This window comes from Actinoallomurus sp. CA-150999, from assembly GCF_050942425.1.
In the GTDB taxonomy this organism is placed as follows: Bacteria; Actinomycetota; Actinomycetes; order Streptosporangiales; family Streptosporangiaceae; genus Actinoallomurus.
This window is the reverse complement of sequence record NZ_CP192063.1, coordinates 9872051-9886273: the sequence shown is the minus strand read 5'-3', so window position 1 is coordinate 9886273 and position 14223 is coordinate 9872051. Positions and strand designations below refer to the sequence as shown.

10 protein-coding genes and 1 pseudogene are annotated in these 14223 nt (G+C 71.1%); 6 read left to right on the top strand and 5 right to left on the bottom strand.

What is annotated here, in order from left to right; genetic code table 11:
- Positions 1-62: 62 nt before the first annotated feature.
- On the bottom strand, positions 63-2129 hold the full coding sequence (locus ACQP2O_RS45470) for a cellulose binding domain-containing protein (RefSeq protein WP_433175652.1): 2067 nt from the start codon (positions 2127-2129) through the stop codon (positions 63-65).
- Between the two features lie 339 nt (positions 2130-2468).
- On the opposite strand from ACQP2O_RS45470, the gene ACQP2O_RS45465 reads away from it, so the two are divergent.
- On the top strand, positions 2469-3737 hold the full coding sequence (locus tag ACQP2O_RS45465) for an extracellular catalytic domain type 1 short-chain-length polyhydroxyalkanoate depolymerase (RefSeq protein WP_433175650.1): 1269 nt from the start codon (positions 2469-2471) through the stop codon (positions 3735-3737).
- 66 nt (positions 3738-3803) lie between these two features.
- Here ACQP2O_RS45465 and ACQP2O_RS45460 read toward each other — a convergent pair whose 3' ends face one another.
- Positions 3804-4583, bottom strand: coding sequence for a DUF4253 domain-containing protein (locus ACQP2O_RS45460; protein WP_433175647.1), 780 nt, complete (start codon positions 4581-4583; stop codon positions 3804-3806).
- A gap of 256 nt (positions 4584-4839) precedes the next feature.
- On the opposite strand from ACQP2O_RS45460, the gene ACQP2O_RS45455 reads away from it, so the two are divergent.
- Positions 4840-5568 carry a C39 family peptidase gene (locus ACQP2O_RS45455; RefSeq protein WP_433175645.1) on the top strand — a complete coding sequence of 243 codons (729 nt, stop codon included), beginning with the start codon at positions 4840-4842 and terminating at the stop codon, positions 5566-5568.
- A 77-nt stretch (positions 5569-5645) separates the two neighbouring features.
- On the opposite strand, the gene ACQP2O_RS45450 is transcribed toward ACQP2O_RS45455, so the two are convergent.
- A complete protein-coding gene (locus ACQP2O_RS45450; RefSeq protein WP_433175644.1) occupies positions 5646-6005 on the bottom strand; it encodes a nucleotide pyrophosphohydrolase in 360 nt (119 codons plus the stop codon).
- A 174-nt stretch (positions 6006-6179) separates the two neighbouring features.
- Here ACQP2O_RS45450 and ACQP2O_RS45445 point away from each other — a divergent pair.
- From ACQP2O_RS45445 to ACQP2O_RS45435, 3 genes and pseudogenes are all read left to right on the top strand, one after another.
- Positions 6180-6347: pseudogene (locus ACQP2O_RS45445) on the top strand (RNA-guided endonuclease TnpB family protein); the annotation flags it as partial.
- Positions 6348-6524: 177 nt separating this feature from the next.
- Positions 6525-7196, top strand: coding sequence for a GOLPH3/VPS74 family protein (locus tag ACQP2O_RS45440; RefSeq protein ID WP_433175642.1), 672 nt, complete (start codon positions 6525-6527; stop codon positions 7194-7196).
- A 165-nt stretch (positions 7197-7361) separates the two neighbouring features.
- Positions 7362-8555: a TIGR02679 family protein gene (locus ACQP2O_RS45435; protein WP_433175640.1), complete on the top strand. Its 1194-nt coding sequence runs from the start codon at positions 7362-7364 to the stop codon at positions 8553-8555.
- A 451-nt stretch (positions 8556-9006) separates the two neighbouring features.
- Here the strand turns inward: ACQP2O_RS45435 and ACQP2O_RS45430 are convergent, their stop codons facing one another.
- Positions 9007-9675 (bottom strand): hypothetical protein, encoded by a 669-nt coding sequence (locus tag ACQP2O_RS45430; RefSeq protein WP_433175638.1) that lies wholly within the window; start codon positions 9673-9675, stop codon positions 9007-9009.
- Positions 9676-9748: 73 nt separating this feature from the next.
- A complete protein-coding gene (lysX, locus tag ACQP2O_RS45425) occupies positions 9749-13042 on the bottom strand; it encodes a bifunctional lysylphosphatidylglycerol synthetase/lysine--tRNA ligase LysX (RefSeq protein ID WP_433175636.1) in 3294 nt (1097 codons plus the stop codon).
- Positions 13043-13142: 100 nt separating this feature from the next.
- On the opposite strand from lysX, the gene ACQP2O_RS45420 reads away from it, so the two are divergent.
- On the top strand, positions 13143-14222 hold the full coding sequence (locus tag ACQP2O_RS45420; RefSeq protein WP_433175634.1) for a serine/threonine-protein kinase: 1080 nt from the start codon (positions 13143-13145) through the stop codon (positions 14220-14222).
- Position 14223 lies beyond the last annotated feature (1 nt).

The following is a 14223-nucleotide window of genomic DNA, read 5'->3' as shown; positions in this document are numbered from 1 at the left end:
CCGATCCCTGGTGATCGCCGCGGAGAGAACCGCGGCGACCGCCAGGGATCACTCGTCATCCCTCAGGCGCTGGTGCACACCGTCCCGTTCAGGGTGAAGACCGATGGGAGGACGTTCGGGCCGCTGTAGGCGGCGACGAAGCCGATGCTCGTGCTCGCTCCGGCGGCGAGTTTCCCGCCCGTGTCGGGGCTGGTGGCCTTGACGTCCCGGCCGGTCTGGGTCCAGGTGGCGTTCCAGCCGCTGCTCATCTGCTGCCAGCCGGTCGGCCACGTGAAGGTGAGGGTCCAGCCGTCGATGGCGTCGGGACCGTTGTTGGTGATGTCGATGTTGGCGACGTAGCCGTTGCCCCAGTCGCCGTTGTCGGCGAAGCGGACGGTGCAGGCGCTCGTGGCCGGGCTGCCCGTGGCGAAGGTGAGCGGCGGCGAGGCCTGCGAGACGTTGCCGGCGGTGTCGCGGGCCAGCACGTTCACCGTGTACCGGGTGCCGGGGGTGAGGTTGTGCAGGGTGAGCGAGGTGTCGGTCGTCTCGCCGAGCTCCTCGCTGGCCGCGCCGGCCTGCCGGTAGACCTCGTACTTGGCGATCGGGTGGCCGCCCGGTGCGGCGGCCGGCCAGGACAGCGTGGCGGCCTGGTCGGTGACTCTCGAGGCGGTGGGCCGGCCGGGGGCCGCAGGTGCTCCGGTGGGCGTGCTCGCCGGGTGCAGCACGATCGTGGTCAGTGAGTACGGGGGCAGCGTCCGGCTCGTCGCGTCACCGTCGTGCGTGGAGGTTACGGAAGTGCCGCCGTTGACGTACGAGTAGGCCGTGGGCGCGCCGTCGGCCGGGGTGAAGCCGGTGTAGTCGATGGTGACCGGGTGGGCGTTGTCCGGGTCCTTGTTCACCAGCAGCACCGCGAGGTCCCCGTCGGGGCGGCGTACGGCGTGCGCGGTGACCAGCGCCTGGTCCGTGCCCGCCCGGACGAACCGGTCGCCGGGGCGGGCGAAGGCGTTCATCATCGACAGGCCGTGGTACGGCGCGAACGGCGTGTTGAGCGCCGGCTCGCAGGTCTTGCCGTCGGACGTGCAGCCGGCGCTGGAGAGCATGCCCATGTCGCCGTAGTCGGTCTGGCCGGCCACCGTGGAGACCGTGCCGATGCCGTTGTGCACGTTCCACCAGTTCACCGTGAAGACGCCGTTCTCCAGCAGCCCGCTGTAGGCGTCGGCGAGGAAGAGAGCGGCCGGCTGCGTGTCCTCGCCCACGCCCACGTTGGTCTCGGTGAGGCTGATGCCGATCCGGTCGGCGTTCGCGCCGGCGTACTGGGAGATCTGGCGGCGGGCCAGGTAGACGCCGTCCTCGATCTGCTCCGGCTTGGTCAGCGCCTCGGCGGCCGTGCCGCCGCCCGGGTACCAGTGCACGTCCACGAAATCGATCTTCGGTCCGGCGATCGACAGCACGGTCTTGTTCCACGACGCGGAGTCGCCACTGGCGGTGATCGCGTCGGGCCAGTTCCCCGGCATGGTGAGCACCGCGCCGACCTTGATCGTGGGGTCGACCGCCTTCATCGCGTCGGCGTACGCGACGACGCCGTTGGCGTACGCCGTCGGGCTCTTGTCGGCGTGGTCGTCGGCCTCCCAGCTCGACCCGTAGTGGCCGTTGCCGTAGTTCTCGTTGCCGATCGTCCAGTACTTGGCGCCGTAGCCCTTCGTCACGTTGGCGTACCGCACCCAGTCCGCGGCCTCGTCGGGCGTGCCCGTGCCGTAGTTGGCGATGATCATCGGCTGCGCGCCGACCCGTCGTACGGAGCCCATGAAGGTGTCGAAGTCGGTGTTCGGCGCGACGTAGCCGCCCGGCGCGGTGTTGGTCTTCCAGTGGAAGATGTCACCGTACGAGCCGCCTGGATACCGGATCATCCGCACTCCGGCCGCCTTCAGCAGGTCGGACACCGCGGGGGTGCCGAGTTCGGCGTCCCAGACCGCGTCGTTGACGCCGAGAGCGGTGTCGGGCATCGTCGCCAGACCGCCACGGGCGTTCACGGAGACCTTCACGGGCGTGGTGTCCGCGCCGGCGCCCGGAGCACCGGGCCCGGTAAGGGAGACGGCCGCGGCGAGCGCGGCCACCGTCGCGGACAGGACGGGACGCAGGCGAAGCCTCATCGGGGGTCCAATCACCGGTGATCAAAGTGGCCTCATGCTGAGATCCGGCCCGGGGGCTGTCAACGGACCTCTACGGCGGGTGAACCGGCGGGTCCCCCGGGTGCGGGCCGTCCGGCCTGGTCCGGGGCACGGACCGACCCGGAGAGGGCGGGGCGGCGTGGTCCGCCGGACGTGAAACTTTCGCGCGGGATACCAGGTGGCGGGTGCCTCTCCACGGGCGGCGTTGACCGGCCCGGCGGACGGTTCCTAGCGTTCGGCGGGTCCGGGTACCCGGCGAATCCGTACCGCACAGGGCCGTCCCACCCAGCCCGCCGCACCGTGAGGAGGACCGACGCGGTCATGAAGCTGAGGACGAGGATTCTGGCGACACTGCTCGCCGTGGTGCTGGCAGCGGCCGGCGGATTCGCGTCGGCGCGCCGCGCGTCGGCCGCGTCGCTGACCGAGGTGACCGGCTTCGGCACCAACCCGACCGGCCTGCGCATGTACGAGTACGTGCCGTCCAGTGTGACGGCGCGCCCGGCTGTCCTCGTGGCCGTGCACTACTGCACCGGATCGGCCTCGGCGATGTACTCGGGTACGGAGTACGCCTCGCTGGCGGACCGATACGGCTTCATCGTCGTCTACCCAGAGGCGACGCGGGACGGCCACTGCTTCGACGTGTCGACGCCGGGCGCCCTGAAGCGGGGCGGCACCAGCGACCCGGCCGGCATCGTGTCGATGGTCCAGTGGGAGGAACAGCACCGGAACGCCGACGCGAGCCGGGTGTACGTCACGGGCATCTCCTCTGGCGCGATGATGACCAACGTCCTGCTCGGCGACTACCCGGACGTGTTCAAGGCCGGGGCGGCGTTCGCCGGCGTGCCGTTCGCCTGCTTCGCCACCACGGACGGGTCGCTGTGGAACAGCGCCTGCGCGAACGGCACCATCACCAAAACCCCACAGCAGTGGGGCGACCTGGCCCGCGGTGCGTACCCGGGCTACACCGGGGCCCGCCCGCGCATGCAGCTCTGGCACGGCACGAACGACACCACGCTCTACTACGCGAACTTCGGCGAAGAGATCAAGCAGTGGACCAACGTGCTCGGCGTGAGCCAGACGCCGAGCTACACCGATCACCCGCAGTCGACGTGGACCCGCACTCGCTACGGAGGCACGGGCACCACCGCGCCGGTCGAGGCGATCAGCATTCAGGGCGGCAGCCACAACATCTACGGCTCGGGCATGGGCGAGCTCGCCCTGCGGTTCATGGGCCTCATCGGCGACTCGACTCCGCCTCCCGGGGGCGGGACGGGCGCCTGCCGGGTCAGCGCCACGGTCAACGCCTGGAACACCGGCCTGACCGAGAGCATCACCATCACCAACACCGGCACGTCCGCCATCAACGGCTGGTCCCTGGCCTTCGCCCTCCCGAGCGGCCAGACGTTCACGTCCGGCTGGAACGCGACCTTCACCTCCTCCGGAGGCCAGGTCACCGCCACCAACACCTCCTACAACGGGTCCCTGGCCGCCGGCGCGTCGACGAGCATCGGCTTCCAGGCCTCCCACACCGGCAACACCGCGACGCCGTCGGCCTTCACCCTGAACGGAACCGCCTGCACGGTCGCCTGACCACGCCGCGACAGCCGATCCCCGGCGTCCGCCGCGCCTCCGGACGCGGCGTGCGCCCGGGTCGGCTCAGTCCCACCAGAACGACCACGACTCCTCGTCGATGAGACCGTCGGCGTACATCGCGAAGTCGCCGCAGCCCTGCCAGATGTTGTCGGGGCAGAAGGCGAGATGCTCGGCCGCGACCTGGTAGGCGTGCTCCTCCGTCTCGGGCGGCGCGGCCACGGAGACCTGGAGCGTGTCGAACCCGACGGACACCACCCGGGCGCCGAACCGCTCCTCCCAGGAGCGAAGGATCGCCGAGATCTCCTGCGTGTGGTCGGTGTGGTTCAGCGGCCCGCTCCAGCCGCACAGCGTCACCGTGTCCGCTCCGCGCGCGGCGGGCACCAGGCCGAGCAGCCAGTGGCGGGACGAGCCGAGGGCCGCCGCGAACCCGGCCGCCGCCGTGTCCGCGTCCCGATCCGGCTCTCCTGGCGGTGCCAGGCCGGGCCAGGGACCGGTCGGCTCCGGATCTTCGTCGCCTTCGGCGGGCTCGGGGACGACCCAATCCCAGAATCGGCGCAGCACCCCCTCGGCGGCCAGCATGTCGATGGCGCTGACCGGCAGCGGAGGGGCGAGCTCGCCGTCGTGCCACGGCCGGCCGGGCTCGCCCCGGAGCGTGTCGAGGAGCAGAGGGTAGAGGCCGGTCCGCTCGTGGAGAGCGAAAAGCCGGGCCCACTCCCGCCCGGCGTCGGACAGCGGCTCATCGGTGACCCAGAGGACGTCGGCCTTCCGGCTCCGCTCCGGCGTTATCAGGCGGCCGGGCGGCAGCCCATCGGGCAGGACGTCGAACGGTGATTCACGGCGCACCCCCCGAAACTAGCGGCCGGGCCCGACATTCTTCAGAGCGGGAAGTGCCGCCCTCGGGGACGGAAGAATCGCGGCCCTTACGTAACTCGGCGCGATCGTCATCGTCGGTTTCCGTTACGGGCTCGGGCTGGAATGGCGTGGGGATAGGGCCTGCGGTCATGGCCGGAATTGATCCCTCAGTCCCTGTCGCGCCGGACCGCAGAGTGAAACGCTCCCTCCGAGCTAGACCCCTCCACTCCCTTTCCAAGGAGGAAACGTGGCGCGTACTACTCGTGTCGCTTCCGTCCTGATCGCCGCAGGTGCCGTGGCGGCCGCTCCGTCGGTGGCCGTCGCCGCTCCCCAAGCTCCCACCAAGGCGGCGCCCTCAACGGCTCAGCAGGCCTCCGCCACCAGTGGTCACCACTGGAAGCTGCTCGCGGAGCCGCCGTCGGACGTCTCGGCGGCGGCGCACTACTGGAAGTCCATGTCCATCAAGGGACAGAGGCAGAAGAAGGCGAACTGGTGCGGCCCGGCCGCAGCCGCATCGGCCTTGACCTACCAAACGGGCGTCAAGGTCACCGCCAGCACCCAGAGCTATCTCGCGAAGAAGATGGGTACCAACAAGATCGGGTTTACCTCGCCGATCGCGATGGGCCGCGAGATGACCAACTACATCAACAAGGCGTGGCACAAGAAGGGCACCAAGTACAAGGCGTACCGGAGCATCAAGAACGCGAATCTCTGGGACGGGGTGCGCGGTGCCTACTTCTACGGAAACGGACCGGTCGTCATCACCGTCTATTCCAAGAAGAGCTGGTACCCGAAGGCGCCGAAGCTCGAGGCCCACTACGTGGTGATCTACGGCTTCGATGACACCACGAGCTGGAACCAGTCGACCTACCTGATCTGGGATCCCGACCACGGCAAGCGCCAGCTCAAGGCGACCCAGTGGCAGAAGATCGCCTACGCAGGTCAGTTCGTCGTCGCGTGGGAGGGCGTCTTCTGACGCGCGGCCGATGACGGGGAGGCGGACCTGGGACCGCCTCCCCGTTGGCGTCTCAGAACGTCGGCTTCTCAGCCGTCTCAGGGCAGCCGGGGAGCCTTGCGGGCGGAGCCGCGATAGGTCTCGGCGTCGTAGCGCCGCTCGTTCTCGTCGAGTTTGGCGCGGGCGGCCTGGAGCAGATCGACGCCCAGCACATCGGCCAGCCGGATCAGGTACAGCGCGACGTCGGCCAGTTCCGCACGGACCCGCCTGGCCGTCTCGGGGTCACGCATCACCTGTGCCGACTCCTCCGCGGTCAGCCACTGCAACTCGGCGAGCAGCTCGCCGGCCTCACCGGCCAGGGCCATCGCGAGATTCTTCGGGGTGTGGAACTGCTCCCAGTCCCGGGCGGCGGCGAAATCCCGCAGCCGGACCGCCAGCTCTTCCAGTGCCGTCGTCACGAGCCCACCGTACGGGGCCGGCCGTGGACGGCCGCCTTCCGGTCTCGGCGAACACCGCTAGGGGTGCTGATCCGTCCGGTCCGCGGGTGCGGGCCGTCGACGGCGGCGAGGCCGACATGCTTCAGGCATGCTCCAGGCCGGGAACTTCAGCGTGTTCTTGCGAGGAACTCCGGGCACATCGACCGGCTCAACCGGATCTCTCAAGCCTTGTTCACCTGCCGGGGCTGCGGCGTCGTTGCGCACGCGGACCGGAACGCTTCCCGCGTCCTGGCCCGAAGAGGCCAGAACGCGTGGGACGCGGGGCGGACGTCACACGTCCCGGCCACCAGCCCACCAAGCTGACGGCCAAGACGCGGCAGACCACCTCACCGCCAGTGAGGCTCTAGCCGCAAGCTCGGTCCTTTGAGGAGCGAGAAGCTGACGCCCGGCCGCCGACGTCAGTGTCCGGTGACGTTCCGGAGTCGTCGGCTGCCGTCGGGTGGGTAGGGAACCGACGGGTCCCGAGACGGCGAGGTGAACATGCGGCTGACGCTGGTCGATGAGCTGCTTCTGCTGACGCGCAGGGAGCAGGACGCCAGGTCGTTGATCGGGGCGACCGAGCTGGACTGCGGCGTGGCCGGCGCGCTGCTGGCGGAGCTGGCGCTCGCGGAACGCGTGCAGCTGGTGAACGGCCGGATCGCGGTCGTCGACCCGTCTCCCTTGGGCGACCCCGACCTCGACGCCCTCCTGGAACGCATCGCGGCCGACCGCAAGCCGCGCAAAGCGGAACGCTGGGTGAGCGGGATGCGCCGGGACGGCACCCGGAAGCGCCGCCTGGCCCGGCTCGCCGCGATGGGCGTGCTGGAGGCGCGTGAGCACAAGGCGCTGGGCCTCTTCCCGTACACGGACTACACGATGCGCGACCCGAGGCCGCGGCAGGAGCTGCACGCCCGGCTCGAGGCCGTGCTGAACGGCGCCCCGTCCGACGACCGGTCGAGCACCCTGCTCGCCATCGCCCACGCCTGCCGCCTGGACCGGAAGGCCTTCCCCGAGGTCGACGGCAGAGTCCGGCGCCGACGCGTGAAGGAGATCACCGAGGACGAGTGGGCCGGCCGCGCCGTCGCGAAGGTCATCGCGTCGATCCAGGCGGGCGTCCAGGCCGCGACGACGGCCGCCGTGATCGGGGGCAGCGCGGGCTCCTCCGGCAGCTGAGCGCCCCGAGAAAGTCGATGCGGTGGCGCCCGCCTGTCGGTGAGACCGCAGGCGGGTTCGTGTCCCCGCCGTAGGGTCCGGTTCGGCGGTGCGCCGGCCTCTCGACCGTACGAGTGGCGCGGAAGGGCCGGTCCTGGGCCGGGCAGCCGGGGCAGACTGATTCCCATGGGAGAGCTTGGCGAGCTACGGGCCGCGGAATGGCGGCGGTTGCTGGCCGCGGCGCGCCGTCGGCTGGAGAAGACCGGCGGCGAGCCGGTCGGCTCGATCGGGCTCACCGACCCCTCTGAGGCCGAGTGCCGGATCGTCGACCGGATCACCGGGCGGTACCACGGCGGGCGACGGGCCCGGCGCGTCACCGCCTCGCTGGGCGAACTCGACCGTATGCTGCGCCGGACGTACGGCGTCGGGCTGCTCGCCGCGCTCGCGCGGATCGACGCGCCGGAACGCCCGGTGGGGCCGGCGGCGACGTTGCAGGCCGCGCTTCGGGGCCGGCACGCGGATGAGGGGTGGTATTCGGCGTGGCTCGGCCAGATGTCGCGGGACGGCACCGTCGCCCGGATCGTAAGCCAGGGGCGGGGCGATCTGCTCGCCCGGGCCGCGGCCGTCCTGGACCGGCTGCCGGCGAACGACGTGCCGCTGCCCGTGCTCGCGGAGTGGGCGACGGGGGACGCCACGGCCCTGTACGCCACGCCACTGGCCGACCTGGTGCTGCGGGCCCTCCGGTTGTGGCAGGGGGCGGCGCCGCCGTCGGATCGTGCGACCGAGCGGAGGATCTGGAATGACGCGGGCATCGTCGTGGACGACCTGACGAGCCAGGTTCTGGTGCTGAACCTGCGGGTGGCCGAGGACCACATGGTCGCCCGGTGGCTGGGGGACGCGGCGTCGGCCGGCCTACCGGTCCGGGTCACGTTGCAGCAGCTGATGAGCGGTCCGCTGACGCCCCGGGGGCGTGAGGTGTTCGTCTGCCAGAGCACGGCGGTGGTCCGGGCGGCGGCCGCGCGGCTCGGCGCGGAGTGCGCCCCGCTCGTCTGTACGGAGGGCCGGGCGTCGGTCGCCTGCCGCCGTGTCCTGACCGCCGCGGCGGATGTGGGCGCTCGCATCCGGTGGCACGGCGACTTCGACTGGGCGGCGCTGCGTATGACGGCCGGGGCTGTTCACCGGTACGGCGCGGTGCCGTGGCGGATGGGCGCCGAGGACTATCTGGAGGCCGTGCGGGCGGGGAGTGACCCGTTGAGCGGCGTACGGGTGGCCGCCCCGTGGGACGAGCGGCTCGTCGCGGAGATGGCCAGGGAGGGACGCGCGGTCCGCGAGGAGCGTCTCCTTCCGCTTCTCATCGAGGATCTGGCGACCGGCACGTGACCGCCCGAAGGCCTCCGGTAGGTCTTCGCGGGGTCGGCGGAGTTTCGGATCACTCTCGATGAAGGTGTCCGAGCGAGCGAATCGCCGTTCGTCACTGGGTCCGGAGTCCTATTCGAAACAGAGGCCCCGGTCCCTGGTGTGGGATAGATCACTTCCCCGATCATTGACCCGGCAGGCCGAAGCGACCCGCCACGGGCGATGCCGTCGCCGGCCGTCCGGATCCGGCCAGGTCGGCGGGTGACGGATCCCTCGCCGTGACGCGCTGCCGCGAGAAAACGGCGGCGCGTAAGTGGGTCTGGAGTCCCGATTCAAATGAGGACCGCAGGATCTAGTGGGCCACGGCCGGAAAATCGGATCCTTGAGCAGGGTCTTCGGCTACGGCTGAAAGACAGGGGGCCGCGCCGGTCCGGCGGCGCGGCCCTCGCCTCCCCCTCCCAGGCTCGTACCGAGGCTAGGACGCGCCCTCGTCGAGGGAACCCTCCCAGGCCCAGGCCAGAGCGCGGGGCAGACCCCAGTGTCCGAGCGGCGTGAGGCGCCGGTGCTCGTCGAGCGCCCCGACCGCCTCCCACACCGGCACGATCAGCTCGAAGCCCTGCTCGACCGGTTCGCGGTCGTCCGGGTCGTAGGAGCCTTCGATCTCCGCGCAGGCGTCCGCGTAGTCGAACAGGTCCGCCGCCCAGGCGCGGGAGCCGACGCCGGCCCTGGCGAGGCCGATGACGGCGCCCGCCCAGTCGGCGTGCTGCAGGGTCATCAGCGCGCTCTCCTCGTGGGTGCCCAGCCCGGACTCGCCGTTCATGGCGATCAGCGCTCCGGTGGCCTGCAGCCACAGGACCGCGTCGTCCTGGGGCGGGCCGGCGCGCCAGTCGGCGGCCGCCGCGAGGTGGCGGTACGGCCAGTCGTGTAGCCGGGCGCGGATGCGCTCGACGGCGGGGCGCAGTTCCTCACCCGGAGCGGTGGTGCTCACCACCTCGGGCAGCGCCTCCCGCAGCAGGCCCACCGCCGCGCGGTCGGCCTCCTGCCACTCGCGCAGGAACTCGTCCGCGTCGAACTCGAGGAGGTCGTCGTAACCCTCCACTTCGCTCGTAGGGAGCCGTGTGACGTTGTCGTCCTTGTCGCTCACGTCATGACTGTACTGGCGTTCGCGAGGTGCTGATCGCCGGTTACGCGCACAGGTGGGCGGTGGACCGCCCGGCTCACGAACCCGGTCGGAGAAGTGGGAAGGGGATCGTCTCGCGGATGTTGCGGCCGGTCAGCGTGATGAGCAGGCGGTCGACGCCCATGCCCATGCCTCCCGCCGGGGGCATGCCGTACTCGAGGGCGCGCAGGAAGTCCTCGTCGAGGTCCATCGCCTCCGGGTCGCCGCCGGCGGCCAGCAGCGACTGCTCGGTGAGGTTGCGGCGCTGGACGATCGGGTCGATGAGTTCGGAGTACGCGGTCCCGAGTTCGAGGCCGAAGACGATCAGGTCCCACTTCTCGGCGAGCCGTGGATCGCTCCGGTGCGGGCGCGTGAGCGGGGAGGTGGCGGCCGGGTAGTCGCGGACGAAGGTCGGCGCCTGCAGGGTGTGCTCCACCAGCGCCTCGAAGAGCTCCTGGACGAGCTTGCCCTGCTCCCACGACGGGTCGTACGCCAGGCCGACCCGGTCGGCGTGCTTCTGCACCGTGCGCAGCGACGTGCCCGCCGTCACCTGCTCACCGAGCGCCTCGGACACCGAGCCGTAGACGGTGACCTCGCGCCACGGCTCCGCGAAGTCGTACTCGACGCCGTCGCGGACGACGACGGTCGTGCCGAGCGAGGCGCGGGCCGCCTCGGTGACGAGGTCGCGGGTGAGCGCGGCCATGGTGTCGTAGTCGCCGTACGGTTCGTACGCCTCCAGCATCGTGAACTCGGGGTTGTGCCGGGGGGAGACGCCCTCGTTGCGGAAGTTGCGGTTGAGCTCGAACACCTTGCCGGCGCCGCCCACGAGCAGGCGCTTGAGGTAGAGCTCGGGTGCGATCCGCAGGTAGAGGTCCATGTTGTAGGCGTTCATCTTGGTGGTGAACGGCCGGGCCGCCGCGCCGCCGTGCACCGGCTGCAGCATCGGCGTCTCCACCTCGAGGAACCCGCGGTGGCGCAGGCCGTCGCGCAGGGCCGTGATGACCTCCCCGCGCATGCGCAGCATCCGCCGGCTATCGCTGTTGACGATCAGGTCGACGTAGCGCTGCCGGACCCGCGTCTCGTCGGACAGGGCCTTGCCGGGTGCGCTGAAGCCCGTCGGGAGGGGGCGCAGGCACTTGGCGGTGAGGGTCCAGGCGGAGGCCAGCACGGACAGCTCGCCGGTGCGGGAGGTGACGACCTCGCCGCGCACCCCGACCTGGTCGCCCAGGTCGACCAGCTGCTTCCAGTGCCGCAGCGCCTCCGTGTCGACGGCGTCGGCCGAGAGCATCACCTGCAGGTCGCCGGTCTCGTCGCGCAGCTCGGCGAAGATGAGCTTCCCGTGTTCGCGGGCCAGCATGACCCGGCCGGCGATCGCCACCTCCTCGCCGGTGTGCGTGTCGGGGGCGAGGCCGCCGAAGCGCTCCCGGACCTCGGCGGCGGTCGCCGTACGCTCGAAGCCCAGCGGATAGGGGTCGATGCCGGCCGCGCGCAGGCGGTCGAGCTTGGCGTGGCGCACCCGCTCCTGCTCCGACAGGCGCCGGGTCGGCATGCGGGCGGCGTCGGCGGACTCCTCGATCGCCTTGATCCGGTCCACGAGCGTGGGGGACGGCGTCGGCGTGTCGAGGTAGGAGCCGAACACCGTCGGCAGGAAGCCCTCCGCGCGGGCCATGGCCAGGCCGATCCGCACCAGCTCGCGGTTCTGCTCGAAGCACACGAAGCGCGGCGTCCACACCGGGTTGTACTTGGCGTTCGCCAGGAAGAGCGACTCCAGCTGCCAGAACTTCGAGGCGAACGACAGCAGCCGGTAGGCGATCCGGGCCACGGGGCCGGCACCGATCGCCGAGCCGCGCTCGAACACCGACCGCAGCATGGCGAAGTTCAGGGAGACCCGGGTGACGCCGACGACGGCGGCGTTCTCGGCCAGCTTGGCGACCATGAACTCGTTCAGGCCGTTCTCGGCGTCGCGGTCGCGTCGCATGAGGTCCAGGGACAGGCCGGGACGTCCCCAGGGCACGAAGCTCAGCAGCCCGCGCCGGCGTCCCGCCGCGTCGAACGCCTCGACCATCACGCAGCGCTGGTCGGTCGGGTCGCCCAAGCGGCCGAGCGCCATGGAGAAGCCCCGCTCGGTGTGCCCGTCGCGCCAGCGGTCGCCGTCGGCGATCAGCTCGGCCATCTCCTCAGGGCTGATCGCGCCGTGGCGGCGGATCCGGACGGTGTAGCCGGCGCGCTCGACGCGTCGGACGGCCTGCCGCACCTGCCGCATGTCGCGGCCCTCGAGGTTGAACTCCCGCAGGTCGAGGATGGCCTCGTCGCCGAGTTCGAGGGCGTCCAGGCCGCACCGGCCGTACGCGGCGGCGGCGCGCTCGCTGGCGCCGATCACGCCGGGGATCCAGGCGTGCGCCCGGCACTCGCGGAGCCATTCCTTGATGGCGACGTCCCAGGCCTCGGGGTCGCCGAGCGGGTCGCCGCTGGCCAGGGACACGGAGCCTTCGACGCGGTAGGAGATGGCGGCCCGGCCGTTGGGGGAGAAGATGATGTCCTTGTCGCGGCGGAGCGCGAAGTAGCCCAGGGAGTCCTGCTCGCCCCACTCGGCCAGGAGGGCGCGCGCGGGCAGCTCCTCGTCGGGCGTGAGCACGGCGCTCCGCCGTCCCGGCCGGAACAGCGCCCACACGGTGATCACGAGCAGGCCGCTGCCGCCCACGCCGAGGATGCCGTCGACCCAGCCGGGCACGTCGACGTAGAGCTCCCGGCCGCTGACGCCCGCACCGAGGAGCGTCTGCAGCCCGGTGTAGACCACGTGGGTCCACTCCGCGCCACGTGGGTCGCGGTCGGTGAGGAAGACGAGGATGGTGCCGATCACGCCGTCGACGATCAGCAGCCCGGTGAACACCACGAGGGCGAGGCGGCGGTTGGCACGGTCCGGCAGCGCGGAGAACTGCCCGCGTGCGGCGATCAGCAGCGCCACCACGCCGCCGAAGGCGACGGCCGTGGCGAGCTCGCCTCCGCCGCCGGCGATCCCGGCCAGTGCCCAGACCCCGAAGAACAGCAGGAAGAACACGACGCTGATCCGCCAGGCCGCCTTCTTACGCCGGCGCACGCCCACGGACAGCAGGATGAGCAGCAGTCCGTACGGGAGGCTGGAGTACCAGCCGAAGTAGTTGATGGAGCGCAGCACCCAGATGCCGGACATCCACTGGATCAGGCCGGACGACAGCCACGCCAAAACAGACAAAACGCCCGAAACCCGGAGATACCAGAACAGGGCAGTGGGCACGGCTTCGATGACCCGCTGCCGGGCGGTGGGGGCGGCCTCGCCGACCCGCTGCCACGCCTCGGCCACCTTCGTCATCATCTCGCCCCCGTCATCATGCCGCACATTCTTTCTTTGTACCGGGGATTAGGTGAGCGTCACGCCAAATGAACGCTCCTCCTGTCGGTATCGTGCATGGACTATGCCGGAAAAACCCCTTCTTGCCCAGCGTTACCGCCTGCTCACCGAAGTGGGGCGCGGTGGCATGGGGACGGTCTGGCACGCCAGAGATGAAGCACTCGGCCGCGACGTCGCCGTAAAAGAGGTGATCCTCCCGCACGGGTTCTCCGACGAGGAGCGGGAGATCCAGCACAAGCGGACCTTCCGTGAGGCGCGCACGGCCGCCCGGCTGAGCCATCCCGGCGTCGTGACCGTCTACGACGTCGTCGAAGAGGACGGGCGTCCCTGGATCGTGATGGAGCTGATCCGGGCCCGCTCGCTCGAACAGATGATCAAGCAGGACGGCCCGCTCACGCCGCGGCGCGCCGCCGAGATCGGCCGGCAGATGCTGAGCGCCCTGATGACCGCCCACGAGGCGGGCATCCTGCACCGCGACGTCAAGCCCAGCAACGTGCTGGTGTCCGACGCGCGCTCGATCCGCGCCGTGCTCACCGACTTCGGCATCGCGCGGGCGCAGAGCGACGCGACGCTCACCCAGACCGGCATGCTGATCGGCTCCCCGGCCTACATCGCGCCCGAACGCGCCCGCGGCCGCGCGGCGGTGTCAGCCTCCGACCTGTGGTCGCTCGGCGCGACGCTGTACGCGGCCGTCGAGGGCAAGTCGCCGTTCGAACGGACCGAGGCGATGGCGAGCCTGGTGGCCGTCCTCACCGAGGAGCCCGCGCCGGCCCCGCACGCCGGGCCCCTGGCCCCCGTGATCGCGGGTCTGCTCCGCAAGGACCCGAACACGCGGATGACCGCCACCGAGGTGGGGGCCATGCTCGACCGGATCCTCATGAACAACGCGAGCGCGACGCAGGTGCTGGGAGCGATCGACATCGAGCCCGACGCGTCGCGGACGGAGCCGGACGAGCCGTTGGACGTGCCCTCGGACATGCCGGTCACGGGGCAGGTCATGACTCCACCAGAGCCCGAGGAGGAGGCCGCGGCCGACGACGCCGCGCGGCCGGTCTGGCTCTCGGGCCGGAACGGCAATCTGGCCATAGCCGTCGTCCTCGTGGTGATCGTGATAGGTCTGATCATCCTTACCCTTGTGCTCTGAG

What these genes read in the sequence shown, in the direction of transcription:
- ACQP2O_RS45470 (WP_433175652.1), bottom strand. Translation starts at nt 2,129, where the DNA reads ATGAGGCTTCGCCTGCGTCCCGTCCTGTCCGCGACGGTGGCCGCGCTC.
- ACQP2O_RS45465 (WP_433175650.1), top strand. Translation starts at nt 2,469, where the DNA reads ATGAAGCTGAGGACGAGGATTCTGGCGACACTGCTCGCCGTGGTGCTG.
- ACQP2O_RS45440 (WP_433175642.1), top strand. Translation starts at nt 6,525, where the DNA reads ATGCGGCTGACGCTGGTCGATGAGCTGCTTCTGCTGACGCGCAGGGAG.
- ACQP2O_RS45435 (WP_433175640.1), top strand. Translation starts at nt 7,362, where the DNA reads ATGGGAGAGCTTGGCGAGCTACGGGCCGCGGAATGGCGGCGGTTGCTG.
- lysX (WP_433175636.1), bottom strand. Translation starts at nt 13,042, where the DNA reads ATGATGACGAAGGTGGCCGAGGCGTGGCAGCGGGTCGGCGAGGCCGCC.
- ACQP2O_RS45420 (WP_433175634.1), top strand. Translation starts at nt 13,143, where the DNA reads ATGCCGGAAAAACCCCTTCTTGCCCAGCGTTACCGCCTGCTCACCGAA.